The following is a 25,153-nucleotide window of genomic DNA, read 5'->3' as shown; positions in this document are numbered from 1 at the left end:
CCCTGTTAAGTCAGCTAATTTGGAAAACAATAACGATGAGTCGTTGTTATAAGTATACGAACAGAAAACGGCATTCGCCTGTCAGGTGACAAATGCCGCTATTCAGATTAATGCCACCTTAGTTGATTTACCACTGAGAAAGCACTATTTTTTGCGCTTTTCCAACACTATACACTGACTTCTTCACTGCCGGTGACAGCGGCAGGATCGGCGGAAAAACCGCGAAGGCCAACCACATGCACATGTTCAGTATTGTTGAACACTTTACGCACCAGTTTATAAGTGGTGCCTTTTTCGGGACTGATATTTTCCGGAGCGGCAATAATCAGCTGCATTTCCAGGCGGTCGCAAAGTTCGAAAAGCGTGGCAATGGATTTCGCATCCAGACGCGCTGCTTCATCAAGAAACAGCAGTCGACACGGCGAAATGTCCTTGCCACGCAGCCGGCGCGACTCATCTTCCCAGCTTTGCACCACCATCACCAGGATTGACATTCCGGTACCGATCGCCTCGCCGGTTGACAGCGCGCCACTTTCAGCACGTAGCCAGCCGTCAGAACCCCGGCAGACTTCCACTTCCATCTCCAGGTAGTTGCGGTAATCGAGCAGTTCTTCACCAATGGTTTGCGGGGTACGTTGCCCCATATCAATCTGCGGGTTCAAACGCTGATAAAGCTTCGCCAGCGCCTCTGAAAAGGTCAGGCGGTTGCTTTTGAACAGATCCTGATGCTGCTCGTGCTGTTCAGACAGCACGTCCAGCAGCGTTGAATGCGCTTCACGCACGTTAACATTCAGACGCACGCTCTTCACCTGGCCAAAACTAACGGCCTGCAGGCCCTGATTAAGCTGGCGAATGCGGTTCTGCTCACGTTGTATGGTTTTGCGAATAATATTCGACACGCTGCGTGAGCTGATAGCCAGCGTTTGCTCACGGGCGGTCAGCTCTTCAGTCAGCCGGTTCAGCTCAATTTCCATCTGTTCGATGGCTTCAACCGGGTCATCGGTACGGATGATATCCTGACGAATGCGTTCACGCAGATGTTGGTAAACGGCAATGTAGAACTGAATTTTGCGCTCAGGTCGTTTTGGATCTTCCGACAGCCGCAGCACATCTCGCAGATGTTCGTTATCCGCCACCGCCAGACGCAACGCCCCCAGTGCTTTATCCGACATTGATCGCAGCTCGTCACCGCCCAGATAAGCCAGCTCGCGACGGTGCAGACGGCGTTCAACGCCGTTATCCTTCACCATGCGCAGCACCGCCACCCAGCCGGCCTTGGCACTGACAACCTGTTCGCGCTTCTGCTGGTACTCGCGTTCAAGGCGGCGCAGTTTTTTCTGCAGCGCGTCCATTTCGGCTTCACAGAATGTCAGCTGTTTTTCCAGCTGATTACGGCGCGTACGGTTGTTGCTCAATGCACTGTAGAGCTGATCGCGGCGCTGACGCGCCCGCTGTTCGGCGCTGGCATCGGCCTGCACGCCGATATCCTGCATCTCCTGCTGTAGCTCTTTCAACATATCGCGCTTGGCATCATACGAACTTTTTAACGAGGCCAGTATCTGGGAATACTGGGTCAGCTGCGATTGATGCTGGCGCAGCCGTTCACGAGCACTGGCGCGTTCGCTTTCAGCCTGTTCCAGGCGCTGGCGCAGTTTTTCATTCAGATCGCTGGTGCCGTTGAGCATGCCCGCCGAATCGGTGTAACCAAAGTGCGCCCGGCGCTGCACCACTTCGGTCAGGGCAAATGCCTGCTGGCGCGCATCGCGCTGCTGCTGCTGCGCCTGCTGATAGTCCAGCTTTAACTGTTCATGCTGTTGCGGATCGCTTTGCAGCACCGACAGGACAGGCTCCAGCCTGGCGAGCTGTGCTCCGTGCTGCTGCACAAAGCGCGCGGCTTGCTGCGCTTCTGCCAGTTTTTCCTGAATCTCTTCGTGACGATCCTGTAGCCTGTCATCCAGCAACAGGCTGACGCGGGGCAGCAGGCGGTTAAGCTGCGCTACGCCTTCTTTTGCCTGATCAAACTGCTGACGCTGATGCTGATTTTCGCTTTCATCATTGCTAAGCTCACGCTCAACTTCATTACGGCGAGCGTTGAGCAGACGTATTGCCGCTTCCGGATCAGGCTCAAACGCCACGCCGATATGGCCGCCGATAAAGCGGCTGAACGACTGATGCAGCCGCTGGATTTTCTGCACGTCAAATGACAGGGTGGCGAAGCGCTCCGCCAGCTTTTCACGCTCGGTGCGCAGCACGTCCAGCTGGTTTTCCCTCGCCGCACGGCCAAAGAGCGGCACTTTTGGAAAACGTGAATAGCGCCACTGGCGGTCACCCGCCTTGACAACAACCGCTTTTGCCAGCTCATCGACGTCAAATACGCTGTCATCAAACGACTGCGGGTCACCTTCAATCAGGTAGAGATCTTCCGGGCAGTCGTCCAGGCCTGCAAGCTGTTCACGGATGAGCGACAGGTCAGGCACCACGATGGCATGCCGCGCCGGGCCATACAGCGCCGAAAAGTAGGGCGCATCATCAAGGGTGACATCGTCATAGATTTCCGATAGCAGCACGCCACCAAAACGTTCAGCAAGGTGATTAAGACGCGCATCTTCTGAGCCTCCGGGCTGGCTGAGACGCTCAATCTGCTTTTCGATCTCGCGCTTGCGCGCCGCGATTTCGTCACGTTCTACCGTCGTTTCACGCTCACGCTCCAGCAGTTGCTGCATAAACTCGGTGACCTGCTGACTGTTTTCCAGCGTCTGCCCGGTCTGTTCGCCCAGCTGTGAGAGGATCTCCTGCGCTGCCAGCCACTGCGGTGCCTGTTTCGTCAGCCGCGCAGTGCGTTCACGCAACTGTTCCAGCTCCTGACGCAACGTCATGCGCCGTTCACCGGCATCCGCCACGCTTTCATTAAGCCGTTCAATTTGCGCTTCAAGCCCGGCCTGCACATTTTCCAGATCGGCGGCGTCCACCTGCTGACCGTAACGCTTGCAGAAATCGCTAAGCAGTCGTTCAGCATCCTGTTGTTCACGCAGCCGCTGCCCCAGCTCGCTGACGCGGCTTTGCAGCGGCTGTAGTTGTTCAGCGTGGTAACGCTGATTGCTGGCATCGCGCAGTAAATCGCGCCCCACCTGCCAGGCATCGCTGCGGCTGACCGGGCCGGCAATTCGGTTTACCAGCTCATATGCCTGCTCGAACTGGCTGTGCGCGGCCTGCGCCACGCTCATTTTCTGTTCCAGCATCAGGAGTTTGTCGGTGGCTTCCTGCTCTTTTGCCTGGAAGGTTTCCTGCCACTCTTCGGCATTGTCGACGTTAAGGTCACGCAGCTGACAGATGTCCTGAGCGCGCTGTAACGCCTGTAACGCCTGCTGATATTGAATAGCGCGGGTTTGCTGCACGTCCAGCGCCTGCTGATAGTCAGCCAACTGGCTTTTCAGCTCGTCGACTTCCAGCTCGGCGGCTTCACTGCGTGCTTCGTTTTCTTCCTGCACTTCACGCGCTTCGGCCACGACCTCATTCTGTTCTTCAAGGCGGAATGTCAGCTCTTCGAGGTCGGCATCATAACGATCGATTTTTTCCTGCTGGCGCAGAGCGGTTTGTACCAGATTAAGGTGATCGCTGGCCCCCTGATAATCGGTCTCCAGATCGCTCTCGGCCGCATTGTGTTCTGCCAGTTCACGCGCCATTTCAATATGACGATACTGCTCGCTGGCGCGCTGCTTGCGGCTGGTAAACAGCTCGTTACGCAGCAGCAGCGCACCGTCGAGGTGGATGCGCCGCTCGTTGGCGTGACGCATGTAGTCCGCCGACACATAGCTGGTTGCTTCTGAAATCAGATGTTTAAACAGATCGCGATCTGACTGTGTGACGCGGATTGCTTCCAGCGTCATGCGGTTTTCACGCAGCGCCGCTTCCATATCCTGGAACGCTTTACGCACCCCGCTGTTTTCCGGCAGCAAATAGTCCCGCAGCGAGCGGGTGATCGCGCTGGAGATCCCGCCGTACAGCGAAGCTTCAATCAGGCGATAATACTTGCTGCGATCGGCGGCGGTCCGCAGACGGCGCGCCACAATGCCGAGGTCGAACATCACCGAGTGATAATCCGTAATGGAGTTGTACTGTTTAAACTGCACGCTCTCCATCGCTTCAAACTTTTCTTTTAGCTCACTAAGCGGCAGCACGCGTGCCTGGCGGGCGTTGACCGCTTCGGTCAGTATTTCCGTCGGATTGATTGCCGTTGGCAAGCCGTGAATACTGAACGGTTTAATGTCCACTTTGCGGTCACGACCCGCAACCTGCTGCAGGCGCACACCAACAATAACGCGCTGATGCAGTGAGTTAACCACGTCCAGCGCCGCGTAACAGACGCCGGGCCGCAGTTTACCGTGCAGCCCTTTATCGCGAGAGCCGGAAGTGGCACCCGCTTCGGTGGTGTTACGGAAATGTAACAGCGTCAGATCGGGGATCAGCGCGGTGACAAAAGCCGCCATGGTGGTCGACTTCCCTGCACCGTTACCGCCTGACAGCGTAGTGACCAGCTCGTCAAGGTCGAAAGTGCGGGCGAAGAAACCATTCCAGTTAATCAGCGTTAGTGAACGAAATTTGCCACGTTCAATCATTTACTCTTCCTCCGCACTGTCCGGCGCGCTGTTTTCCGTTTCATTATCACCTTCTCCGCTTTCCTCGTTCAGCACCAGGCCACCGTCAAGCTGCATCGCTTCACCATCACGGATCATCCGCAGCTGCGCTTCACGCGCATCGTCCCCGCTGCGCACGTCCGCACCAAAGCGGAACACCGACTCGGTAATACGGAATTTGCTGCTGTCATTACCCATGAACCACACCATACCGAGGCGACGCAGACGGTTTAATGACGCCCGCATCTTCTCCTGTAGCTTCTGGCGGTCGAGGTCAGATCCGGTGGAACGCTGGTTCACCAGCTTCAGCAAGCGACCTTCATCGGCCAGAGACATCAGCTCGTCGTGCAGCTCCTGCTGGCTGAAGATCCCTTCATTGGCCAGCCGTTCAGGACTGAGATAGAGATAGCAAAGAATTTTTCCCACCATCATGTCCAGCTCAGAAAGCACCGAACGTGGAATTAGCGTGGTCGAGCGCGGGCGCAGATAGAAAAAACCTTCTGGCGCACGGATCAGTTCTACGTTGTAGCGCGCATAGAATTCTTCCAGGAACTCCTGGTAATCCATCAGAAAAGCGTGGTTGTCCAGCTCTTCAATACCAATATGACGCCCCGCACGCAGCTGGCTATCCAGCGCCGGGAAAATCGGGCTGGCCAGGGCCTGTGCCAGTTTGACCGGCATCACTTGTTCAATATTTGTCGATGACATGTGCCTGCACCTTGGCTCCGTAATCATTTATAGCCTGCCATTGAGCAGTCAGGCCGGAGAAATCTGCTTCGGCCACGCCTAAGCGTACGGCCTGATCGACGACAATGCGCGCCACGTCAAAATGACGAACGCGCGGATATTGTGTCAGGTAATCGCGCATCACCGCACCGAGATCCAACGGTTTTTGCTGCGCTTTATAGACAGCCAGCGCTTCTTCAATCATCGCCGCCAGCCGTTCGCGAATTTCGTTGAACTCTTCGTACTCCAGCTCGGAGGGCAGTTCGCCGGTGACCTCTTCATTGCGCAATACCAGATCCTCATCACGCATGTCGTACAGGCGCCCGGCGTTGGCGTGGGTCAGCGCCCACGGCATGTCGAAGTAGTTTTGCACCGACAGACGCAGACGCTGGGCGAACACGCGGTTTTTATCCATATCGATGGCGGTGCGGATAAATTTATGTACATGTCGGTCGTAGCCAATCCACAGGTCAATCGCCTGCTGGCCCCAGCTGATTATGCGGTCAAGCTTGTTTTGCAGGTCAAAAACCAGCTTATCGACAAAGCCCAGATCCGGGCTGTTCATGGTCGCATCCTGAATGCGCAGCAGGTTGGCCTGAAGTTTGTCGCCGGCGGCTTCCAGCGTATCCTGAAGCTCTCGCAGCGTGCCGGACGTTTCGTTCAGCAGCAGTTCGCAGCTGGAAATAGCCGCGCGCCAGTCTTTATGCAGCAACTGTGCGATATCGTCTTTTACCGCCTGCTGCTGCTCATCCATGATGCGCTGGGTAATATCAATGCTGTCGAAGATCTCCGCCACCGAGTATTTGAGCGGAGCGTAAACGTTGCGATGCCAGTGGAACTCATCGCCATTTTCATCGGCGGCATCTGCTGCACGTTTCAGCTCGCTGGCAACGATTGACAGCTGCATCGACAGGCGCAAGGTGGAAAACTCGCGCTGGCGAATGTAATAGTCGGTGATGCCAATGCCTAGCGGGGTAAGTCGATAAATGGCATGGCCTTCGGAATGCTCGCTGGTAAAGCGATTAACCAGGCGCTGACGCACCATGTCATTGATGGCATTGTTGGCCCGTACCAGTACCGTGTCACTGGTTTGCTCAAATCCTTCGCTGACGTGGCGAAAAGCATCAATCAGTTCGCCTTCACTCATTTCCCCATCCATGCGCTCCCCGTTCAGGGTGGCGAGCGCCAGCAAAAAAGCCAGACGTTCGGTTGGCAACGAGACGGAAAAATCATTTTTTCGCGCCCAGGCCACCAGTTCAGGTAATGTCTGGGAAAAATCACTCATAGTTCGTCTGCCTTATGGGTTTCCGCGCGGTAACGTGGATGTAACGCCCTAAACTTAAAAAAGGCTCCTGGCGGCAATACTGCTTCTCCAGGGCCAGCACCTCATCAAACCGGTCGAGCTGTTTGCTTTTGTCACGCAAATAGTCGTGGAAAACCCGAATGCCGGTTTTATTTTCTATCACGAATCCGCATGCTTCCAGCCAGGCGTAAACCTGCTGCGGATCGCGTGGATAATCAGGAGACAGGGTTTTCTTTTTACGTTTATTCAATCCGGCCTGCAAATAGCCGAAGTTGCCCAACACCATGGTTTGCATCAACAGGCCGTTGAGGTTGTAGAACATCAGCGATAATACGCCGCCGGGCTTAAGCGCCTGATACAAGGCGGCTAAAGTCTGCTGCGGTTCCGTTATCCATTCCAGCACCGCGTGAAACAATACCAGATCAACCGGTTTATCCAAATCATCGGCAATCTGTTGCGCGCTCATCTGCCTGAACTGCATATTAGCACTCACGCCTTGCTGTTGCGCGAGACGCTGTGCGCGCGTCAACATTTCTTGTGAAACATCACACAACAGCACCTGATGCCCACGCGCGGCAATACCGCACCCGGTTTGCCCCTCTCCGCCGCCGGCGTCCAGCACCGACAATGGCCCGTCCGGGAAGGTGGTTAACAGCTTGTCCAAATCCTGCCAGAGGATCGCCTGCCGGATGCGCCCTTTAGTGGTACCGTAAATGTTCTGCGAGAATTTTTCTGCGATATCATCAAAGTTGCGATCCTGCATACTAACTGCTCCGGCGTCAGGGCGTGATTCAGCGGAGTATTTTGGCATACACTGGCAAATAAGGAACCTTTCCGTCGCTTCATAACGCCTGGGTGATGTTTTTTCGGACAAAAAGAGGCCTTTATCATGTTTTTTACCCTGAAGAAAATCATGGGTAGCCTGCTGCTTCCGCTGCCAATACTGCTGCTAATCATCGGGCTGGGGCTTCTCCTGCTTTGGTTTAGCCGCTGGCAGAAAAGTGCTAAAACGCTCATTTCCGTGGCCTGGTTGTTTTTGCTGCTGCTAAGCCTGCAACCGGTTGCCGACAGGCTGCTGGCACCACTGGAACATCGCTACCCGACCTGGCACAATCAGCACCCGCTGGATTACATCGTGGTGCTCGGCGGCGGCTATACGTGGAACCTGCAATGGGCGCCCAGCTCCAATATGCTGAATAACAGCCTGCCGCGGCTGGCCGAAGGTATCCGCATCTGGCGGGCAAACCCACAGGCAAAACTGATTTTTACCGGAGGTAAAGCGCAGCATAATCCGATGAGTTCTGCTGCGGTCACAGCCAGCGTGGCACAATCTCTGGGCGTCCCCGCCGCGGCCATTATCATCCTTGACAAACCGCGCGATACCGAACAGGAAGCGCATGAAGTAGCAAAAATCGTCCATAACCAACCCTTTGCGCTGGTGACCTCGGCGAATCATCTGCCGCGGGCAATACGCTTTTTCCAGTACCAGGGGTTACAGCCCTGGCCTGCCCCTGCCAATCAGTTAGCTGTCGCATCCCCACTTAACGTCTGGGAGCGGGTGCTCCCCTCTTCATTCTGGCTTGGTCACAGCGAGCGCGCACTTTACGAGAATATCGGTCGACTGTGGCAGTGGCTGAAACAGCCAGACAGCCCGTCAACCGGGCCACGGCAGCAGTGAGCGGGCGGCAAGCGTAAACGTGGTCGGTCGAACCGTGCACGGAGGATCAGGTGCGACACTTCATCCCAGATAATATCATGCCAGCGGCGTGCCGCGGATCCTTCGGCTACCGGCACAAAGTGCACATCATCATTCGCCAGCGCATCTCCGGCCCGCTTGCGCACACAGGATGAAGTTCAAACTCACGCGAAGCCCGCTGAATGGGGCCGGCGAACTGTTTTCTGCATGCGTTCAGCGTCGCCCACCAGGCCTGCGCAGACGGGACGATATCAGGAGAACATGACTGCCACTATCTGCCCGCGCAGCTGCTGCCCGCGCTCCGGGGTTCGCACCGGCACCTCCAGCATGACGCCGCTAATGCGCTCTGTTAATAGCACGTTAAACCGTGATCCTGCTGACTGATGACCAGGCCGTATAGCGCCAGGAGGCGCACTTCACCCCTGCGTGCCAGCATTAACAGCTTTGGGCCTCCGGGCGGCGGCACCTGGCAATCTGAAATATCTGGCTAATCACGGTATCGTATGTCCGCTGCCGCCATAAAGGGTATAAGGGCCGGACCAGGGCTACTGGCTGATGCACTCAACCCGACTGACAGGCTCACCGTGCGCCAGCGCAATGTCAGCGCGCAGCTGTTGTTTCTGGCCTCCTCACAGAACAGAGGCCAGATGATGGCGCTTTTAAAGGACTTTCCGCGGCAAAAACCGCGTATATTTACCGGCTCGTTGCGGCCACTGACGCGGGCGCGCAACAGGTTTACTGCATGGCAGCGCGCACGCGTAACAGATCTTCTGCCGTATCCACCCCTGGGCTGGGAACCGCTTGCGCCACATCAACGTGAATTTTTTCGCCGTACCACAGCACGCGTAACTGTTCCAGCAGCTCTATCTGCTCCAGCGGGCTGGCTTGCCAACGCACATAGCGGCGGATAAAACCGGCGCGATAGCCGTAGATACCAATATGGCGCAGAAAGTGGTCGCCAATATTGTCACGTGATACGGCAAAGCGCTCGCGATCCCACGGGATGGTGGCACGGGAGAAGTACAGCGCGTTACCCTGGGCATCGCGTACTACTTTCACCGCATTGGGGTTAAACGCTTCTTCCACAGAATCCAGGTGCACTGCCAGCGTTGCCATCCCTACGCTGCGCTGCGCAAGGTTTTCTGCAACCTGACGGATTATGACCGGGGGGATCATCGGCTCATCGCCCTGAACGTTAACAATCACCTTGTCGTCGGGGAATTGATAGTAATCAATCACTTCTGCCAGACGCTCAGTCCCGGACTGATGATCGACCCGAGTCATACAGACTTCGCCACCGGCTGCTTCCACCGCACGCGCCACGTCAGCATGATCCGTCGCCACAATCACTCGCCCGGCTCCCGATTCCTGTGCACGTTGCATAACATGTACCACCATCGGTTTACCGTGAATATCCATCAACGGTTTTCCCGGTAGCCGGGTAGAAGCGAAACGGGCAGGAATGATGGCAACAAAACTCATGGGTGGCTCTCGTCCAGAGTCAGCGCTCGCGCTTCCACTTCCAGTAACACGGGAATACCATCCCGCACCGGGAAAGCCAGACCGTCAGGTTTACAAACCAACTCCTGTTGTTCTTTGTTGTAGTACAGCTTGCCGTGACAAACCGGACAAGCGACGATTTCAAGTAGACGATAATCCATGATTTCTCCGTAAGGGACCCGTTTATGTAACCCGGTTTTGAATCGCGTCAGAATATCATAGCTGCCGCACCGGGAGTTACTCAGTTACATTGAAAGTTGGCGGCAGGTCATTCAGTTTCCTGCAAGGCCCAGCAACCGAATTCTGGCGGTGCTGGCATTCTTCATTGCTGCTGCCGTTGGCTTACGTGGCGTAAGGCCATGACTGGCTGGAACCGACCCGCCATGGCGTCAGTAGATGATGAAAGAGTAGCTGATATTAGCGCGCTGTTAACGCAGCTATCGTGTTCAAAAGCTCTTCAGCCTTAGCCTCAGGCAGCGAGGCGTCTACCGGCAGATACCACCAGTTATGCGCGGCAAAGGAACGCGCTTTTACAGCATCTTTTTCCGTCATCAGCAGCGTTTGCCCGCTGGCTGCGATCGCATGCAGGCTGTCGGGGCTGTAGGGTTGATGGTCGGCAAATGCCACCTGCTTCAGCGGCGTCACGCCCTGCTGACGCAGCGTGTGGAAAAAGCGTGGCGGGTGGCCGATACCGGCCATTGCCACGACGTTATCCAGCTCGGCCACAGGCCGCCGCTCGCCGGATTTAAGGTTCACTGCCAGCCCCGTCTGTAGCTGCATGGCCACTTCTCCGGGGAGCGCAGTACCGCCGTTGGTGACGATTGCCGTAACGCTACGCAGACGGCCGGCACGTTCACGCATTGGCCCGGCAGGAAGCCACCAGCCATTACCAAAACGTCGTTCGCCGTCAATCACCACGATTTCAATATCGCGCGCCAGGGCATAGTGTTGCAGCCCATCGTCGCTGATAATGATATCAACTGCCGCAGTGCGCAACACCGCTTCAGCCGCCTGACGCCGCACTGGTGCAACGGCTACGGTTGCGCCAGTGCGCTGATAAATCAGTACCGGCTCATCACCGGCTTCGGCGGCGGTGGTTTGCGCGTCCAGCACCAGCGGATAATGCTCTGCTTTGCCTCCGTAGCCGCGAGAAACCACGCCTACGCGTAATCCGCGTTGCTGCAAAGCCTGCACCAGCCAGATGGCTAGCGGAGTTTTGCCATTGCCCCCGGCGGTAAGATTGCCCACCACCACCACCGGAACCGGAGCGCGCCACGCCTTACGCCAGCCCCGGCGATAGCTCAGGTGCAGCAGGTTGCTTATCAGGCCGTACAGCAGGCTGAAGGGTATAAGCAGCAGATAAAGCGCACAGCGCCCGCTCCAGATACGCTCAATCATTGGCCAAATTGCATCTTATGCAGCTGCGCATAGGCACCGCGTTCAGCCAGTAGCTTTTCATGAGTACCGCGTTCCACGATGTGACCATCTTCTACCACAACAATTTCATCCGCTTTCTCAATGGTGGAAAGACGGTGCGCAATCACCAGCGAGGTGCGGTTCTTTTGCAATTCGTCCAGCGCCGACTGAATGGCACGTTCGGATTCGGTGTCCAGCGCGGAGGTGGCTTCATCAAGGATCAAAATCGGGCAGTCACGCAGCAACGCCCGCGCGATAGCAATACGCTGACGTTGGCCGCCAGAGAGCAGCACGCCATTTTCACCAATCACCGTATCAAGGCCGTCGTCCATCTTGCTGATGAAGTCCATGGCATGTGCCATAGTCGCGGCCTTTTCAATATCTTCCCGGCTGTATTGCTCATGGCGAGCGTAAGCGATGTTATTGGCAACGGTATCGTTAAACAGATGCACATTTTGCGATACTAACGCTACCTGATTACGCAGTGAGGCCAGCGTGTATTCACGCAGGTCATGCCCATCCATCATAATGCTGCCGTGCTGGATATCGTAAAAGCGCGTCAACAGGCTGGCCATTGTAGACTTACCGGAACCCGAACGCCCGACCAGCGCCACGGTTTTTCCGGCCGGAATTGCCAGATTGATATTATTCAGCGCGGGCAAATCGCGCCCGGGGTAGCTGAAGGTCACGTCGCGAAATTCGATATCGCCCTTTGCACGCTCAATGCTGCGTTTACCGCTATCGACTTCCTGCTCGCTATCGAGAATCGAGAACAGCGTCTGGCAGGCCGCCATGCCGCGCTGGAACTGGGCATTGACGTTAGTTAAGGATTTCAACGGGCGCATCAAAGCGATCATCGATGAGAACACCACGGTGATGGTACCGGCAGTAAGCGTCGCCATCACGCTGGGAAAACTGGCAGCAAACAGCACAAACGCCAGCGCCAGTGAGGCGATCAGCTGTATAATCGGGTCGGAGATTGAAGATGCGGATACCAGCTTCATTCCCTGCTGACGCATGCGGTTGCTGACGCGGTTAAAGCGTTCGCTCTCAATATTCTGGCCGCCGAAGATCAGCACTTCTTTATGCCCTTTCAGCATCTGCTCGGCGCTGGTCGTCACCTGCCCCATAGTGTTCTGCATATTCTTACTGATATTGCGGAAACGCCTGGAGACGGTGCGAATGGCGAAAGAGACCACGGGCGCCAGCACGATCAAAATCAGCGACAGCTGCCAGCTATAGTAAAACATCAAGATAAACAGGCCGACGATTGAAGCCCCTTCGCGCACCACGGTCACTAATGCGCTGGAGGAAGAGGAAGCGACCTGCTCAGAATCATAGGTAATACGTGACAGCAATGTCCCGGTGGACTGCTGGTCAAAAAAGGAAACGGGCATGCCCATCATATGGCTGAATAAGCTGCGGCGCATTTTCATCACCACATTGCCAGAAACCCAGGAAATACAGTAGCTGGAAGCGTAACTGGTTACGCCACGCACCAGCATCAGACCAATAACGGCGAGCGGCATCCACAACAGCACCGAGTTATCCGCTTTACCAAAGCCATCATCAAGTAAAGGCTTCAGCAGTGACAGCATAAGTGTATCGCCTGCCGCATTGAGGATCAGCGCGACAGCGGCCACAATCAATCCCGTCTTATATGGCACAATCATTGGCCAGAGACGACGGAATGTCTGCCAGGTGGAGAGATCTTTATCCAGATGCATTTTTTAACCAGCTTTAGTTGAAAATAGCCGCTTATTCTAGCCGGAATCCCTGGGTACGCCAAACCACTGATGATACCAACGGTTCATTATTTGTTCTCTTAACCCAATAAGTTGCCATCGGTGCGCAAAAAAATGTGCGCTTAACTGGCCGGAAAGCGCAGTATCCCGCCATTCGACCCCATTTTCGCCGTAGCGACGAATAATCTGTGTTGCTGGCAAACGCCATGCGCTGAAACGCGCCGCGGAAGCGACGGCTGCGGTTGGCGAGACGGCGCGCAGAAAAGGGGGAGTGGAAGAGGTTCGGCTGCCGTGATGAGGCACCTGGAGCAGGTCTGCACGCAGGCCTGAGCGCTGCTCCGCAGTCAATTTCAGTTCCGCCGCCGCTTCGATGTCCCCTGTTAATAATACCCGCCATTTGCCATCGCTGACCATCACCACACAGGACTGGTTATTGCCGTCGCCATTTTCTTTATGCGGCGGCCAGAGCACGCGAAAATCTAACCCCTGCCAGCTCCAGCTATCCCCCTTTCGGCATGAAAGATGGTCCGTCCGGGCCAATGGACTACGCACACGGGCCTGGGGGAATGCATCCCTGACGCTGGCCAGCCCGCCGATATGGTCAAGGTGAGCATGACTGATAATAACTTGAGTGACGCGGATCCCCTGCCAGGCAAGCCAGGGAAGGATCTGGCTTTTGGCAGCATCGCCGCCAGGCCAGCGATTACCGGTATCATAGAGCGTGGCTTCTCCATGCCGTGAAATCACCACTGCCAGTCCGTGCCCCACATCCAGCATATCTACCCGCCATTCCGCAGCGGGAAACAGTGAACGCCAGCTACATATCAACAGAGCCGTGCTTGCGATGCTGGCCGTTGAGGTGCGCCACCAGCCGAAGCGTAAGCTTAGCAATGCAAGCCAGCACAGCAGGCTGGCAGCGCTTAGCGCATGGTCCAATGGAAACCAGCCACGCGGCAAACTCTGTAACGGCATAAATACCAGCGCCAGTGACCGGTCGACGCATTGCCATAGCAGAGGAGCAATCCACGGCACCGCATTGCACAGTAATGCCACAAGGATCAGCGGCACGGTGACCAGAGAAATGAGCGGCACCGCCCACAGGTTAGCCAGCAAAGCGCTCAGGCTGATTCCATGAAACAGCAATGCCTGCAGTGGCATCATAAGTAATAACATCCCGAACTGCAGATGCAGTAAACGCAGCGGTAGCCAGCGCCAGCGCCGACAAAAACGCGCGGGTAGCGGAAAACTGTGATACCAAAGCAGCAACCCTGCTACCGCAAGGGCTGACAGCCACAGGCTGTCTGACAGCAAGCTGAGCGGGTCAAAGAACAGTATCAGGGCAATGCACAGGCTCCATACCTGCCAGGGCTGACAGAAGATCCCATGCAGTCGCAAAATACTCCACGCCAGCAAGGCCAACATGGCACGCAAAGCCGGTGCATTCCCGCCTGAAAGCCAGCAGTAAATCAACGCCACCAGCAGGCTGCAAAACAGCGGTAATCTATAGCCTATATATCTGACCGGCAATGCAAACTGTATGCCGCGCATCAGCAGCCAGCCCAGGCTGGCGGCAAGGGCAATATGCATCCCTGAAATTGCCATCAGGTGCGCTGTACCGGTTTCACGTAACAGTCGGTTAATTACCGGTTTGACCTGCTCCCGCTCACCAAATGCCAGCGCAGAGATCAATCCTTGCCACGGCAATTGAGCATAATTTTTTTGCGCAGAGTTAATCAGGCGGGCACGCCAGCTACAATCTGCCGTTACGATCTCTGCACTTTTCACTCTGCCGGTTAACGGCGTGTGGCTAGCCAGGGCAAAACGTTGACGATCGAATCCACCCTCATTGAGCTGCGCATGCACCGGCCTGAGTATCAGCTGCATCCGCCAGCGCTGACCGGAGCAAAAGGCGATATCTTGCGGCGGCGACTTTACGCTGGCGTAAACGGGAGGGAACAGCACCCTGCCCCGATAGTTTGTTATTCGTATTTTTAGTCGTCCGCCATTGGGCTGTACATTTTCAATCTGCACCCCGGCTTCAATTGGTGCCCGGGTCAACTCATTAATCTGGAGCAGTGCAGACTGCCCGGCTGATACTGCCCAAACAAACATGACCAGTATCAGCGCCGGAAATTTTGTCAGCCGCCACGGGCACAGCGCCAGAACAGCAGCAAGCAACAGAATGATGAGCGCAACACCATAACCCGGCAGATGAGGTAAAAAGTTGAGCGGCAGCGTTGCAACTATAACGCCCCACGCTACGCGGATAATCGTCAGCGACATGCACCCTCCCTGTTCAAGACCGGCTAAGTGTGCCGTGACTTTGCGGGGCATGCAGCCTGATAACTACCGATTTGGATAGCAGCGCGCAAACAGTTTGCACTTTTGCAGCAAGTTGCAAGAATGATGCGGGAGGGAGAATTTTCGCTTACGGCAAAAAAAAACGACACCGAAGTGTCGTTTTAGCAATTCATCGCTTATCAGCCGCCGTATATATTGGCGCGATCGCGCAGCTCTTTTCCGGGCTTGAAGTGTGGAACGTATTTACCTTCCAACTCCACTTTGTCACCCGTCTTCGGGTTACGGCCGGTACGAGGTGCCCGATAGTGCAAAGAGAAGCTGCCAAATCCCCGGATTTCGATGCGTTCACCCTCTGACAACGTCGTTGCCATGTGCTCCAGCATCTCTTTTACCGCATCCTCAACGACTTTCGCCTGAATATGAGATTGCTGGCCTGCAAGCCTCTCAATCAGTTCTGACTTGGTCATAAAACCTCCGGTTAATCCCTGACAGGAATAGTTATGACAGTTAACGACGATAACGGGGCAGCTTATGCTGCCCTTGAACGATTACTCGCCTTTAGCTGCTTTGAAAGCTTCAGCCATAGCGTTAGAGAAATTGCCTTCTTCCTGTTTGGTGTTAACAGTGTTGATAGCTTCTTTCTCGTCGGCCTGGTCTTTTGCGCGAACAGACAGGCTGACAACGCGGTTTTTACGGTCAACGCCGGTGAATTTAGCTTCAACATCGTCGCCAACATTCAGCACCAGGGTTGCGTCTTCTACGCGATCCAGCGATGCTTCGGAAGCGCGCAGGTAGCCTTCAACGCCATCAGCTAATTCAACTGTAGCACCTTTAGCGTCAACCGCAGTGACTTTACCGTTAACAATTGCACCTTTCTTGTTCAGAGAGACGTAGTTGTTGAACGGATCTTCTGCCAGCTGCTTAACGCCCAGCGAGATACGCTCACGCTCTGCGTCAACCTGCAGAACCACAGCTGCGATTTCGTCGCCTTTCTTGTATTCACGAACCGCTTCTTCTCCGGTCGCGTTCCAGGAGATGTCAGACAGGTGAACCAGGCCGTCGATGCCGCCATCCAGGCCGATGAAGATACCGAAGTCAGTAATTGACTTGATTTTACCTTCAACACGGTCGCCCTTGTTGTGGGTTTCTGCAAACTGCTGCCATGGGTTAGATTTGCACTGCTTCAGACCCAGGGAGATACGACGACGCTCTTCATCGATGTCCAGAACCATGACTTCTACAACATCACCCACGTTAACCACTTTGGATGGGTGGATGTTTTTGTTGGTCCAGTCCATTTCTGAAACGTGTACCAGGCCTTCAACGCCTTCTTCGATTTCAACGAAGCAGCCGTAGTCTGTCAGGTTGGTCACACGGCCAGTCAGCTTGGTGCCTTCTGGGTAACGTTTAGCGATAGCAACCCATGGATCTTCACCCAGCTGCTTCAGGCCCAGGGACACACGGGTACGCTCACGGTCAAATTTCAACACTTTAACCATGATTTCGTCGCCAACATTGACGATTTCGCTCGGATGCTTAACGCGCTTCCAGGCCATATCGGTAATGTGCAGCAGGCCGTCAACGCCGCCCAGATCAACGAATGCACCGTAGTCAGTAAGGTTCTTAACGATACCTTTAACTTCCATGCCTTCCTGCAGGTTTTCCAGCAGCTGATCGCGCTCTGCGCTGTTTTCAGATTCGATAACCGCACGACGTGAAACTACAACGTTGTTACGTTTCTGATCCAGCTTGATGACTTTGAACTCAAGCTCTTTGCCTTCCAGGTGCAGCGTATCGCGGACTGGACGCACGTCTACCAGTGAACCTGGCAGGAACGCACGGATGCCGTTCAGCTCAACTGTGAAGCCGCCTTTGACCTTGCCGTTGATAACACCGGTAACAGTTTCAGCGTCTTCGTAAGCTTTCTCCAGCGTGATCCAAGCTTCGTGACGTTTAGCTTTCTCACGGGACAGCAGGGTTTCACCGAAGCCGTCTTCTACTGCATCAAGGGCAACGTCAACTTCGTCGCCAACCTGGATTTCCAGTTCGCCGGCTGCGTTCTTGAACTGCTCTGCAGGAATTGCAGATTCAGATTTAAGACCCGCATCAACCAGAACTACGTCTTTGTCGATAGAGACAACAACGCCACGAACGATGGAACCCGGGCGGGTTTCGATTGTTTTTAAGGATTCTTCAAATAGTTGAGCAAAAGATTCAGTCATATTGATAATCTTCAGGATTCTTCAATTTAACGTCCACCTGACATCCTGACGGGTGGGGTTGTTTCACATGCCCCATGACGTCCATATCACAGGGTTATTTAAATCATTCCGCGAACTGTTGCTTATAACATTAGAAACAAGCATAGCTGAAAATTACGCCAGTGCGAGTTTGTCTCGCGCATATTTAAGCGCGATTTCAATCACCTGTTCAATTGACATGGTAGTCGAATCAAGCACTAAGGCGTCAGCTGCAGGCACCAGCGGCGCGATTGCGCGATTGCGATCGCGCTCATCTCGCTCTTTTATCTCAGATAAAAGGCGCTCAAAGTTAACACTAAAGCCTTTTTCCTGCAACTGTAGCATACGGCGGCTGGCACGCTCTTCAGAACTGGCATCAAGGAATATTTTCACTGGCGCATCGGTAAATACGACGGTCCCCATATCGCGACCATCGGCAATCAGCCCCGGTAGCTCACGGAAACCACGCTGGCGGCGCAGTAGCGCTTCGCGTACCCGGGGAAAGGCGGCCACTTTGGAAGCCGTATTACTGACATCCGGGCTACGGATCTCAGTAGAAACATCTTCCCCTTCAAGAATGACTTCAATCTCACCGTTGTGAGAAACAAAACGCACGTCAAGATGAGCGGCAATCGGGACCAGAGCCTCTTCGGAGCTGATATCTACCTGGTGGTGCAGCGCAGCCAGAGCCAGCACGCGATAAATGGCGCCGGAATCCAACAGGTGCCACTGCAGTGCCTCGGCCATCGCTTTACACAATGTCCCTTTCCCTGCACCGCTCGGGCCATCAATAGTGATCACGGGGGCTGTTGCCGTCATGTCGTTCTCCTTTCGGTGGGATGCCCAGGCAGCAGGTGCCCAGGGAAATATCGACGCGCATTATACCTCGCATAACCCAGGCTGCAACCGCGCGCTGGCATTGAGCGCCAGGCTAGCGGGCGGCAGCGCCGTTACTTATGCCAGCTGGCTGATGCGGGCTAACTGAGTAAAATAATCAGGGAAGGTTTTGGCGGTACAATTCGGATCAAGGATGGTCACCGGGGTCGATGAAAGAGCCACCAGCGAGAAACACATGGCCATACGGTGATCGTTATAGGTAGCGATTTGCGCGCAGGCAATTTTGGCGGGTGGTGTAATACGAATGAAGTCATAGCCTTCTTCAACTTCAGCGCCAACTTTACGTAACTCTGTCGCCATCGCCGCCAGCCGATCGGTCTCTTTAACCCGCCAGTTATAAATATTACGCATGACCGTGGTACCTTGCGCAAACAGCGCGGTGGTTGCTATCGTCATGGCAGCATCGGGGATGTGATTCATATCCAAATCAACTGCCTTCAGTTCGCCACGGGTGCAGGCAATATAATCATCACCCCATTCTACGCTGGCCCCCATTTTTTCCAACACATCGGCAAAACGAATATCGCCCTGCATGCTGTTACGACCAATTCCTGTTACCTTTACCGTACCGCCTTTGATTGCGGCAGCTGCCAGGAAATAAGACGCAGAAGAGGCATCGCCTTCTACCAGATATTCACTCGTTGCCTGATACTGCTGCTGCCCGCGAATGCGGAAGGTATGGTAATTGTTATTATCCACCACCACGCCGAACGCAGCCATCAGCTTCAGCGTGATATCGATATAAGGTTTAGAAACCAAATCGCCTTTGATAATGATTTGGCTATCATTTTTTGCCAGTGGCGCCGCCATCAATAGTGCGGTCAAAAACTGGCTTGAAACGCTACCGTCCACCGTGATTTCACCGCCGCTAAACCCCCCCTTAACACGCAGCGGAGGATAATCTACCTGCTCAAGATAATCGACGTCAGCACCGCCCTGGCGCAAAGCGTCTACCAGATGGCCTATCGGGCGCTCTTTCATGCGCGGCTCACCGGTCAGAATAATATCGTTACCACCAATGCATAATGCTGCGGCCAACGGGCGCATCGCCGTACCTGCATTTCCAAGAAAAAGCTCAAGCGATCTGTCGGCCTGAAGTGCGCCTCCCTGACCAGTTATTTCACAGCGGGTACGGTCTGCGGACAGACTGTACTGCACGCCAAGCGCCTGCAATGCATCCAGCATATGCCGTACATCGTCGCTGTCGAGCAGATTAGTCAGGCGGGTGGTGCCCTTTGCCAACGCCGCCAGCAACAAAGCTCGGTTCGACACGCTTTTAGAACCTGGAAGGTTAACAGTGCCGTCTACAAGGGCGATAGGTTGTAAAGTCAGGGAATCCTGCATGTGAAACGTATTCTCCAAAATAATTGCAATGAAACCCCGCCGGAATGCGAGGTTTCATATTAAAAGCTTATTACGCCTTTGGTGTACCTTAGCCGCGACGACGCTCGAAGTCGACCATAAAGTCGGTTAGCGTTTTCACCCCTGACAACGGCATGGCATTGTAGATTGAAGCACGCATTCCACCGACCGCACGATGACCTTTCAGGGCGTGTAATCCGGCAGCCAAAGACTCTTCAAGGAAAAGTTTATCCAACGCGGCATCCGCCAGCTGGAAAGGCACGTTCATGCGCGAACGGTTGCCGGCAGACACATCATTGCGATAGAGATCGCTGCTGTCGATAGTGCTGTACAGCAGGTCTGCTTTAGCTTGATTGCGTTTGTCCAGCTCGCCCACGCCCCCCTGCTCTTTCAGCCATTTAAACACCAGGCCAGACAGATACCAGGCGAAGGTCGGCGGGGTGTTAAACATTGACTCGCTTTCGGCCAGCACTTTGTAGTCAAGGATGGAAGGCAGCTCTTTGCGCGCCCGGCCTAACAGATCTTCACGCACAACTACCAGCGTTAAGCCAGCCGGGCCGATATTTTTTTGTGCACCGGCGTATAGCACGCCATATCGGCTCACATCGACAGGCGTCGACAGAATTGTTGAAGAGAGATCGGCAACAACGACCTTGTCACCAAAATCAGGCGTTTCATGGATGGCAATACCATCAATGGTTTCATTCGGACAGAAATGGACATATGCGGCATCGTCGGACAGCGCCCAGCTGTTCATCGGCTTAATGGCACGCAGACCGTTAAGCGTGGTTTTTGCATCAATAACGTTAGGTGTACAGAATTTTTGCGCCTCTTTTATAGCGCTGGTCGCCCAGTAACCGCCATCAACGTAATCCGCTTTGCTGTTTTGACCCAGCAAGTTTTGCGGCACCGCTGCGAACTGCCCACGCGCCCCGCCGTGGCAGAATAAAACTTTGTAATTGGTGGGGATTTTCAGCAGATCGCGAAAATCTTGTTCTGCCTCTTCTGCAACCTGAATAAATTCCTTACTGCGGTGACTGATCTCCATCACCGAAGTTCCCAAACCCTGCCAGTTGCACAGTTCCTGCTCAGCACGACGAAGCACTTCTGCCGGCAGCATTGCCGGGCCGGAGCTAAAATTATAAATCTGACTCATTTCCCCTCACCATTAATTAGAAAAAGCGGTTGTCTTCTTCATCGGTTTTATCATTGCCATCAAGCTGCTGCAATAGCTTGTACGCTGAATCATTGAGTTCTGCGAGGAGTGCTGCAACAGTTTATAGGGCAAATGAAATAATAAACGATATTTTGTGAGGTACTTTCCTGATGTCATAACGGCTGCTTCACTTTTCACAAAAACAGGGCACTCTTCACCACATGAAATTAACGTTGCCGGATAGCGATTACAGCGGAAACCCCGTATCATTGCGCGCTTTCCGCACAATCAATCACGAGTGGGCAAAATGACTCAAACTTTTATCCCAGGCAAAGACGCCGCGCTGGAAGTCTCCATAGCACGCTTTCAGCAAAAATTGCAGGATCTCGGCTTCAACATTGAAGAGGCATCCTGGCTGAATCCGGTCCCTAACGTCTGGTCAGTCCATATTCGCGATCGCGACTGTCCGCTGTGCTTCACTAATGGTAAAGGTGCCAGCAAAAAAGCGGCGCTGGCCTCTGCACTGGGTGAATATTTTGAGCGTTTATCCACCAACTATTTTTTCGCCGACTTCTGGCTGGGTCAACAGATCGCCAACGGCGATTTTGTTCATTATCCTGATGAAAAGTGGTTCCCAATAGCGGATGACGATAGCTTGCCCGAGGGCATTCTTGATGCACGTCTGCACCAATTCTACAACCCGGAAGATGAAGTTAGCGCCAGCGATCTGATCGATCTGCAATCCGGTAATGCGGCACGGGGTATTTGCGCGTTACCGTTTACCCGCCAGTCGGATCAGCAAACCGTTTATATCCCAATGAATATCGTCGGCAATCTGTATGTGTCGAACGGTATGTCGGCCGGTAATACCGCTAACGAAGCTCGAGTACAGGGCCTTTCAGAAGTTTTCGAGCGCCACATCAAGAATCGCATTATCGCCGAATCTATCAGCCTGCCGGCCATCCCACAGGAAGTGCTGGATCGCTATCCTGGGGTGGTGGAAGCCATTGCTACCCTCGAAGCGGAAGGTTTTCCCATCTTCTCTTACGATGCCTCACTGGGCGGCAAATACCCGGTTATCTGCGTGGTGTTGTTCAACCCCGCGAACGGCACCTGTTTTGCATCATTCGGCGCGCATCCAGACTTTGGCGTAGCGCTTGAGCGTACCGTCACCGAACTGCTGCAAGGGCGTGGGCTGAAGGATCTGGACGTCTTTACTGCGCCAACCTTTGATGACGAGGAAGTCGCGGAACATGCCAACCTTGAAACGCATTTCATCGACTCCAGCGGTCTGATATCCTGGGATATGTTTAAAGATGAAGCGGATTACGCTTTCGCGGACTGGAGCTTCAAAGGGACAACTGAAGAAGAGTTCGCTACGCTGATGGCGATTTTCAGGTCAGAAGATCGTGAAGTTTATATTGCAGATTATGAACACCTTGATGTCTACGCCTGCCGCATTATCGTTCCAGGCATGTCCGATATCTACCCGGCAGAAGACCTGCTGCTGGCCAATAACAGCATGGGGGCTTATCTGCGCGATACGCTACTTAGCTTGCCAGACAGCCGTTGGGATAAGCCAGACTATCTGTCACTGTTGCAGCAGCTTGACGATGATGGCCACGACGACTTCACGCGCGTGCGCGAACTATTGGGCCTGGCAACCGGTAAAGACAATGGCTGGTATACCCTGCGTATTGGTGAACTTAAGGCTATGCTGGCCCTGGCCGGGGGAGACCTGCAACAGGCGCTGATTTGGACCGAGTGGACGATGGAGTTTAACCAGTCGATCTTCAGCCCAGCGCGGGCAAACTACTATCGCTGTCTGCAAACACTGCTGCTGCTTAGTCAGGAAGAAGATCGCGATCCGCAGCAGTATTATGCCGCTTTTGTACGCATGTATGGTCAGAGCGCAGTAGATGCCGCATCGGCTGCTATCGCTGGCGAAGCCCCATTCTATGGTTTGCACAGCGTGGACGGCGACCTGAAAGCATTCCCGGCTCATCAGGCACTGCTGGCTGCTTATAACAAACTGCAGTCCGCCAAACGCCGTTACTGGAAATAATGCCGCAAAAATGGGCATAACCTGCAAATGCAGCAGTAAGTTGTTTTAACCCGTGGCGCCGGGGCAATGCCAGCTGAAGCAAAGGTAAACGTTGAGGCGTTTACCTTTTTTATTATCATTGCCCCGTCCTGAAAAACCTGGCACATCTTGCTCGCACACTGAGGAATATGTGCTGAACCAGTATGTTCAACGTACGTAAAGCGATTATTCTCTACCCTGCTAATAAGCCGATGTCGAAGAGATCGAAAAAGGTACGTGGACGGGAAGTACCGGCTCAAAATGTTATCGAACAGGTGACCAGCATCCGGTTGCAACAATCCCGGCTGGGTAAGCGTAAATGGCATGACTTGCTGCAACGGCAGGCAGAAATGGCACCGTATGTCGGCCGCGATAGCCTGTTCCAGAACCAGCGTTGCTCACGTACGGAACCAGACGCTTTGCCAAAAAAATATCTGTATATCATGAAGTTGAGATTCCACATACCCTTAATGCGGCCGCAGCATTCAAAATGGCCCTGTCTTGGGAGAGTTATCTAACCGTCGCACCCCTCGATTTTGCCCGCTGTCTGGCGTAGCGCCACAACCGCACCTGGATCCGCGATGTGGTGGTTTCAGGGTACTCCGACGACAATAAGTCAGTACAAGGACCGGGCGAATTCAGCGCTGGGATGGCTAACATCGGGAAGACAAAGCTGCAGCCCTGTCATGAACCCGGCAAGCATAAATAGCTGGCAATGAGGGAAGAGTACTCGCTGCATGGCGTACACCCGCCTGATGCCGGGATCAGGCAGCGGGTGAAGCACATTCTGCAAGGCTATGGCCACTACGTCATGTGTTAAACGGACGAACCCGTTTGCGCGCTTCTCTCAGGCATGTGCGATTGGCGTAGCATGGCGATCGGTTTTACGTAGTAACATCACCAGGTAGACCAGTGCCACTGCGGCAATCATGACAAACAGCAGACGATCGGAGTAATTTTGCATTAATATTGACGTCATCGCCGGGCCAACCAGACTGCCCACGGTGTAGCTCAGTAACAGCGCCTGATTCATCGCCACCAGCTCGTGATTTGCCACCGTTTCACAAGCCCATGACATCGCCACCGGGTAGAGGGTGAATCCCGCACAGCCGAGAAGGAACAATGCAGGGGCCATGGCGGCATTACCCAGCATCGCCAAAGCGCCAAGGATAACGACAAACACCTGTACGCGCAGTACCAGCAGGCGGCCAAAGCGGTCCGCCAGCCTCCCTACCGGCCATTGTCCAATAATTCCTGCACTGACCAGCAACGCCATCCAGTAGCCAACGGTGGCATCGCTGATCCCCTGATGAGAAAGATAAAGCGGCATCAAACCATACAGTGAGCCGAGCAGGATACCGGAGATAACACAGCCATTGATCCCCAAACGCGCGCTGCGGCGGCGCAACATCGGCCACATCCGCCCCGCCGGCAGCTGTTCTTCGCCCCGGCCAGCCGTTACGCGGCAGAATATCAGCGGCAGGATCGCCGCCAACACCACGCCGCTCACCCACGGTAAGACATGCATCAGTTCGGTGGAAACCTTGCTCACTAACAGCTGGCCGATCACGGTGCCGAGGTAATAGACGATCATATAGGCCGCCAGCATGCGTCCACGATTGTGCAAAGTGCCGTTGCACATCAGCGCACTTTCCACCACCACCCAAATCAGCGCACAGCCAATGCCGGCGATAAAACGCCACAGGGCCCATAAACCAAAGCCGGTTCCTAATCCCAGCGCAACAATCGCCAGCGCAAACAGCAACGAGGCAAAATAATAACTGCGGTTAAACCCGTAGCGTTTGATCACCCAGCCAGCAATTAACGTGCCCACCAGATTGCCACAATAGTAAGAAGAGCTGACAACTCCCACCTGCCAGGTGGGTAAGGCGTCATGCGTCAGCCATAGCGGGACCAAAGTATTAAGCACGGCGATAGAAATCGTCAGCAGCAGCAGGCCGCAAAGCAATACCAAAACAGGGCGTGACCAGGTGAACATAATAGTGAGCAACCGAAACGGGGTGATATTTTGCGCGCATCATGCCACCGCGCTGGCGATTGGAAAAGCGTAATAAACCAGCAATAGCACAATTT

At 54.4% G+C, this 25,153-nt stretch carries 18 protein-coding genes; 3 read left to right on the top strand and 15 right to left on the bottom strand.

What is annotated here, in order from left to right; genetic code table 11:
* Nucleotides 1-167: 167 nt before the first annotated feature.
* The 4 genes from mukB to cmoM are packed head-to-tail and all read right to left on the bottom strand — an operon-like array spanning nucleotide 168 to nucleotide 7,426.
* Nucleotides 168-4,616 (bottom strand): chromosome partition protein MukB, encoded by a 4,449-nt coding sequence (gene mukB, locus JGC47_RS06675; protein ID WP_004156939.1) that lies wholly within the window; start codon nucleotides 4,614-4,616, stop codon nucleotides 168-170.
* Nucleotides 4,617-5,342 carry a chromosome partition protein MukE gene (gene mukE, locus JGC47_RS06670; protein ID WP_004156938.1) on the bottom strand — a complete coding sequence of 242 codons (726 nt, stop codon included), beginning with the start codon at nucleotides 5,340-5,342 and terminating at the stop codon, nucleotides 4,617-4,619. It lies immediately after the preceding gene.
* Nucleotides 5,323-6,645, bottom strand: coding sequence for a chromosome partition protein MukF (gene mukF, locus JGC47_RS06665; RefSeq protein WP_004156937.1), 1,323 nt, complete (start codon nucleotides 6,643-6,645; stop codon nucleotides 5,323-5,325). The genes mukE and mukF overlap by 20 nt, the downstream gene beginning before the upstream one ends.
* Nucleotides 6,638-7,426 (bottom strand): tRNA uridine 5-oxyacetic acid(34) methyltransferase CmoM, encoded by a 789-nt coding sequence (gene cmoM / locus JGC47_RS06660; RefSeq protein ID WP_004156936.1) that lies wholly within the window; start codon nucleotides 7,424-7,426, stop codon nucleotides 6,638-6,640. Before cmoM ends, mukF begins: the two co-directional genes overlap by 8 nt.
* Before the next feature lie 126 nt (nucleotides 7,427-7,552).
* Here cmoM and elyC point away from each other — a divergent pair, with 126 nt between their 5' ends.
* Nucleotides 7,553-8,341 (top strand): envelope biogenesis factor ElyC, encoded by a 789-nt coding sequence (elyC, locus tag JGC47_RS06655; protein ID WP_004156935.1) that lies wholly within the window; start codon nucleotides 7,553-7,555, stop codon nucleotides 8,339-8,341.
* 753 nt (nucleotides 8,342-9,094) lie between these two features.
* On the opposite strand, the gene kdsB is transcribed toward elyC, so the two are convergent.
* From kdsB to serC, 10 genes are all read right to left on the bottom strand, one after another.
* On the bottom strand, nucleotides 9,095-9,841 hold the full coding sequence (gene kdsB, locus JGC47_RS06650) for a 3-deoxy-manno-octulosonate cytidylyltransferase (protein ID WP_004156929.1): 747 nt from the start codon (nucleotides 9,839-9,841) through the stop codon (nucleotides 9,095-9,097).
* A complete protein-coding gene (locus JGC47_RS06645) occupies nucleotides 9,838-10,020 on the bottom strand; it encodes a Trm112 family protein (RefSeq protein WP_004156928.1) in 183 nt (60 codons plus the stop codon). The genes kdsB and JGC47_RS06645 overlap by 4 nt, the downstream gene beginning before the upstream one ends.
* A gap of 256 nt (nucleotides 10,021-10,276) precedes the next feature.
* The gene (gene lpxK / locus JGC47_RS06640) at nucleotides 10,277-11,257 is read right to left on the bottom strand and encodes a tetraacyldisaccharide 4'-kinase (protein WP_004156927.1); all 981 of its coding nucleotides are present in this window, start codon (nucleotides 11,255-11,257) and stop codon (nucleotides 10,277-10,279) included.
* Complete coding sequence (msbA, locus tag JGC47_RS06635; RefSeq protein WP_004156926.1) at nucleotides 11,254-13,002, bottom strand: lipid A ABC transporter ATP-binding protein/permease MsbA; 1,749 nt, start codon at nucleotides 13,000-13,002, stop codon at nucleotides 11,254-11,256. Before msbA ends, lpxK begins: the two co-directional genes overlap by 4 nt.
* Nucleotides 13,003-13,038: 36 nt before the next feature.
* Nucleotides 13,039-15,303, bottom strand: a complete 2,265-nt coding sequence (locus JGC47_RS06630) for a ComEC family protein (RefSeq protein ID WP_004156924.1) — start codon at nucleotides 15,301-15,303, stop codon at nucleotides 13,039-13,041.
* A gap of 197 nt (nucleotides 15,304-15,500) precedes the next feature.
* Complete coding sequence (ihfB, locus tag JGC47_RS06625; RefSeq protein WP_004156921.1) at nucleotides 15,501-15,788, bottom strand: integration host factor subunit beta; 288 nt, start codon at nucleotides 15,786-15,788, stop codon at nucleotides 15,501-15,503.
* Nucleotides 15,789-15,869: 81 nt separating this feature from the next.
* Nucleotides 15,870-17,543 carry a 30S ribosomal protein S1 gene (gene rpsA / locus JGC47_RS06620; protein ID WP_004156920.1) on the bottom strand — a complete coding sequence of 558 codons (1,674 nt, stop codon included), beginning with the start codon at nucleotides 17,541-17,543 and terminating at the stop codon, nucleotides 15,870-15,872.
* A gap of 153 nt (nucleotides 17,544-17,696) precedes the next feature.
* Nucleotides 17,697-18,380: a (d)CMP kinase gene (cmk, locus tag JGC47_RS06615; protein ID WP_004156919.1), complete on the bottom strand. Its 684-nt coding sequence runs from the start codon at nucleotides 18,378-18,380 to the stop codon at nucleotides 17,697-17,699.
* A 135-nt stretch (nucleotides 18,381-18,515) separates the two neighbouring features.
* Nucleotides 18,516-19,802: a 3-phosphoshikimate 1-carboxyvinyltransferase gene (gene aroA / locus JGC47_RS06610; RefSeq protein WP_004156911.1), complete on the bottom strand. Its 1,287-nt coding sequence runs from the start codon at nucleotides 19,800-19,802 to the stop codon at nucleotides 18,516-18,518.
* 88 nt (nucleotides 19,803-19,890) lie between these two features.
* Nucleotides 19,891-20,976, bottom strand: coding sequence for a 3-phosphoserine/phosphohydroxythreonine transaminase (serC, locus tag JGC47_RS06605; RefSeq protein ID WP_004156910.1), 1,086 nt, complete (start codon nucleotides 20,974-20,976; stop codon nucleotides 19,891-19,893).
* A 307-nt stretch (nucleotides 20,977-21,283) separates the two neighbouring features.
* Here serC and ycaO point away from each other — a divergent pair, with 307 nt between their 5' ends.
* Together ycaO and JGC47_RS06595 are read left to right on the top strand one after the other, a co-directional pair.
* On the top strand, nucleotides 21,284-23,041 hold the full coding sequence (gene ycaO / locus JGC47_RS06600) for a 30S ribosomal protein S12 methylthiotransferase accessory factor YcaO (protein ID WP_004156909.1): 1,758 nt from the start codon (nucleotides 21,284-21,286) through the stop codon (nucleotides 23,039-23,041).
* Nucleotides 23,042-23,223: 182 nt separating this feature from the next.
* Entirely contained in the window at nucleotides 23,224-23,577 is a 354-nt protein-coding gene (locus JGC47_RS06595) for a hypothetical protein (protein ID WP_004156907.1), read from the top strand.
* 329 nt (nucleotides 23,578-23,906) lie between these two features.
* Here the strand turns inward: JGC47_RS06595 and JGC47_RS06590 are convergent, their stop codons facing one another.
* Nucleotides 23,907-25,058, bottom strand: coding sequence for an MFS transporter (locus JGC47_RS06590; RefSeq protein ID WP_004156904.1), 1,152 nt, complete (start codon nucleotides 25,056-25,058; stop codon nucleotides 23,907-23,909).
* Between the last annotated feature and the right edge of the window lie 95 nt (nucleotides 25,059-25,153).

It is taken from the genome of Erwinia amylovora, from assembly GCF_017161565.1.
Classification (GTDB): Bacteria; Pseudomonadota; Gammaproteobacteria; order Enterobacterales; family Enterobacteriaceae; genus Erwinia; species Erwinia amylovora.
This window is presented reverse-complemented; position numbering and strand designations above follow the sequence as displayed.

Coding starts and splice junctions, on each gene's coding strand:
- elyC (WP_004156935.1), top strand. CDS start 7,553: ATGTTTTTTACCCTGAAGAAAATCATGGGTAGCCTGCTGCTTCCGCTG.
- lpxK (WP_004156927.1), bottom strand. CDS start 11,257: ATGATTGAGCGTATCTGGAGCGGGCGCTGTGCGCTTTATCTGCTGCTT.
- JGC47_RS06590 (WP_004156904.1), bottom strand. CDS start 25,058: ATGTTCACCTGGTCACGCCCTGTTTTGGTATTGCTTTGCGGCCTGCTG.
- JGC47_RS06645 (WP_004156928.1), bottom strand. CDS start 10,020: ATGGATTATCGTCTACTTGAAATCGTCGCTTGTCCGGTTTGTCACGGC.
- msbA (WP_004156926.1), bottom strand. CDS start 13,002: ATGCATCTGGATAAAGATCTCTCCACCTGGCAGACATTCCGTCGTCTC.
- kdsB (WP_004156929.1), bottom strand. CDS start 9,841: ATGAGTTTTGTTGCCATCATTCCTGCCCGTTTCGCTTCTACCCGGCTA.
- ihfB (WP_004156921.1), bottom strand. CDS start 15,788: ATGACCAAGTCAGAACTGATTGAGAGGCTTGCAGGCCAGCAATCTCAT.
- JGC47_RS06630 (WP_004156924.1), bottom strand. CDS start 15,303: ATGTCGCTGACGATTATCCGCGTAGCGTGGGGCGTTATAGTTGCAACG.
- ycaO (WP_004156909.1), top strand. CDS start 21,284: ATGACTCAAACTTTTATCCCAGGCAAAGACGCCGCGCTGGAAGTCTCC.
- mukB (WP_004156939.1), bottom strand. CDS start 4,616: ATGATTGAACGTGGCAAATTTCGTTCACTAACGCTGATTAACTGGAAT.
- cmk (WP_004156919.1), bottom strand. CDS start 18,380: ATGACGGCAACAGCCCCCGTGATCACTATTGATGGCCCGAGCGGTGCA.
- serC (WP_004156910.1), bottom strand. CDS start 20,976: ATGAGTCAGATTTATAATTTTAGCTCCGGCCCGGCAATGCTGCCGGCA.
- cmoM (WP_004156936.1), bottom strand. CDS start 7,426: ATGCAGGATCGCAACTTTGATGATATCGCAGAAAAATTCTCGCAGAAC.
- aroA (WP_004156911.1), bottom strand. CDS start 19,802: ATGCAGGATTCCCTGACTTTACAACCTATCGCCCTTGTAGACGGCACT.
- mukF (WP_004156937.1), bottom strand. CDS start 6,645: ATGAGTGATTTTTCCCAGACATTACCTGAACTGGTGGCCTGGGCGCGA.
- JGC47_RS06595 (WP_004156907.1), top strand. CDS start 23,224: ATGTTCAACGTACGTAAAGCGATTATTCTCTACCCTGCTAATAAGCCG.
- rpsA (WP_004156920.1), bottom strand. CDS start 17,543: ATGACTGAATCTTTTGCTCAACTATTTGAAGAATCCTTAAAAACAATC.
- mukE (WP_004156938.1), bottom strand. CDS start 5,342: ATGTCATCGACAAATATTGAACAAGTGATGCCGGTCAAACTGGCACAG.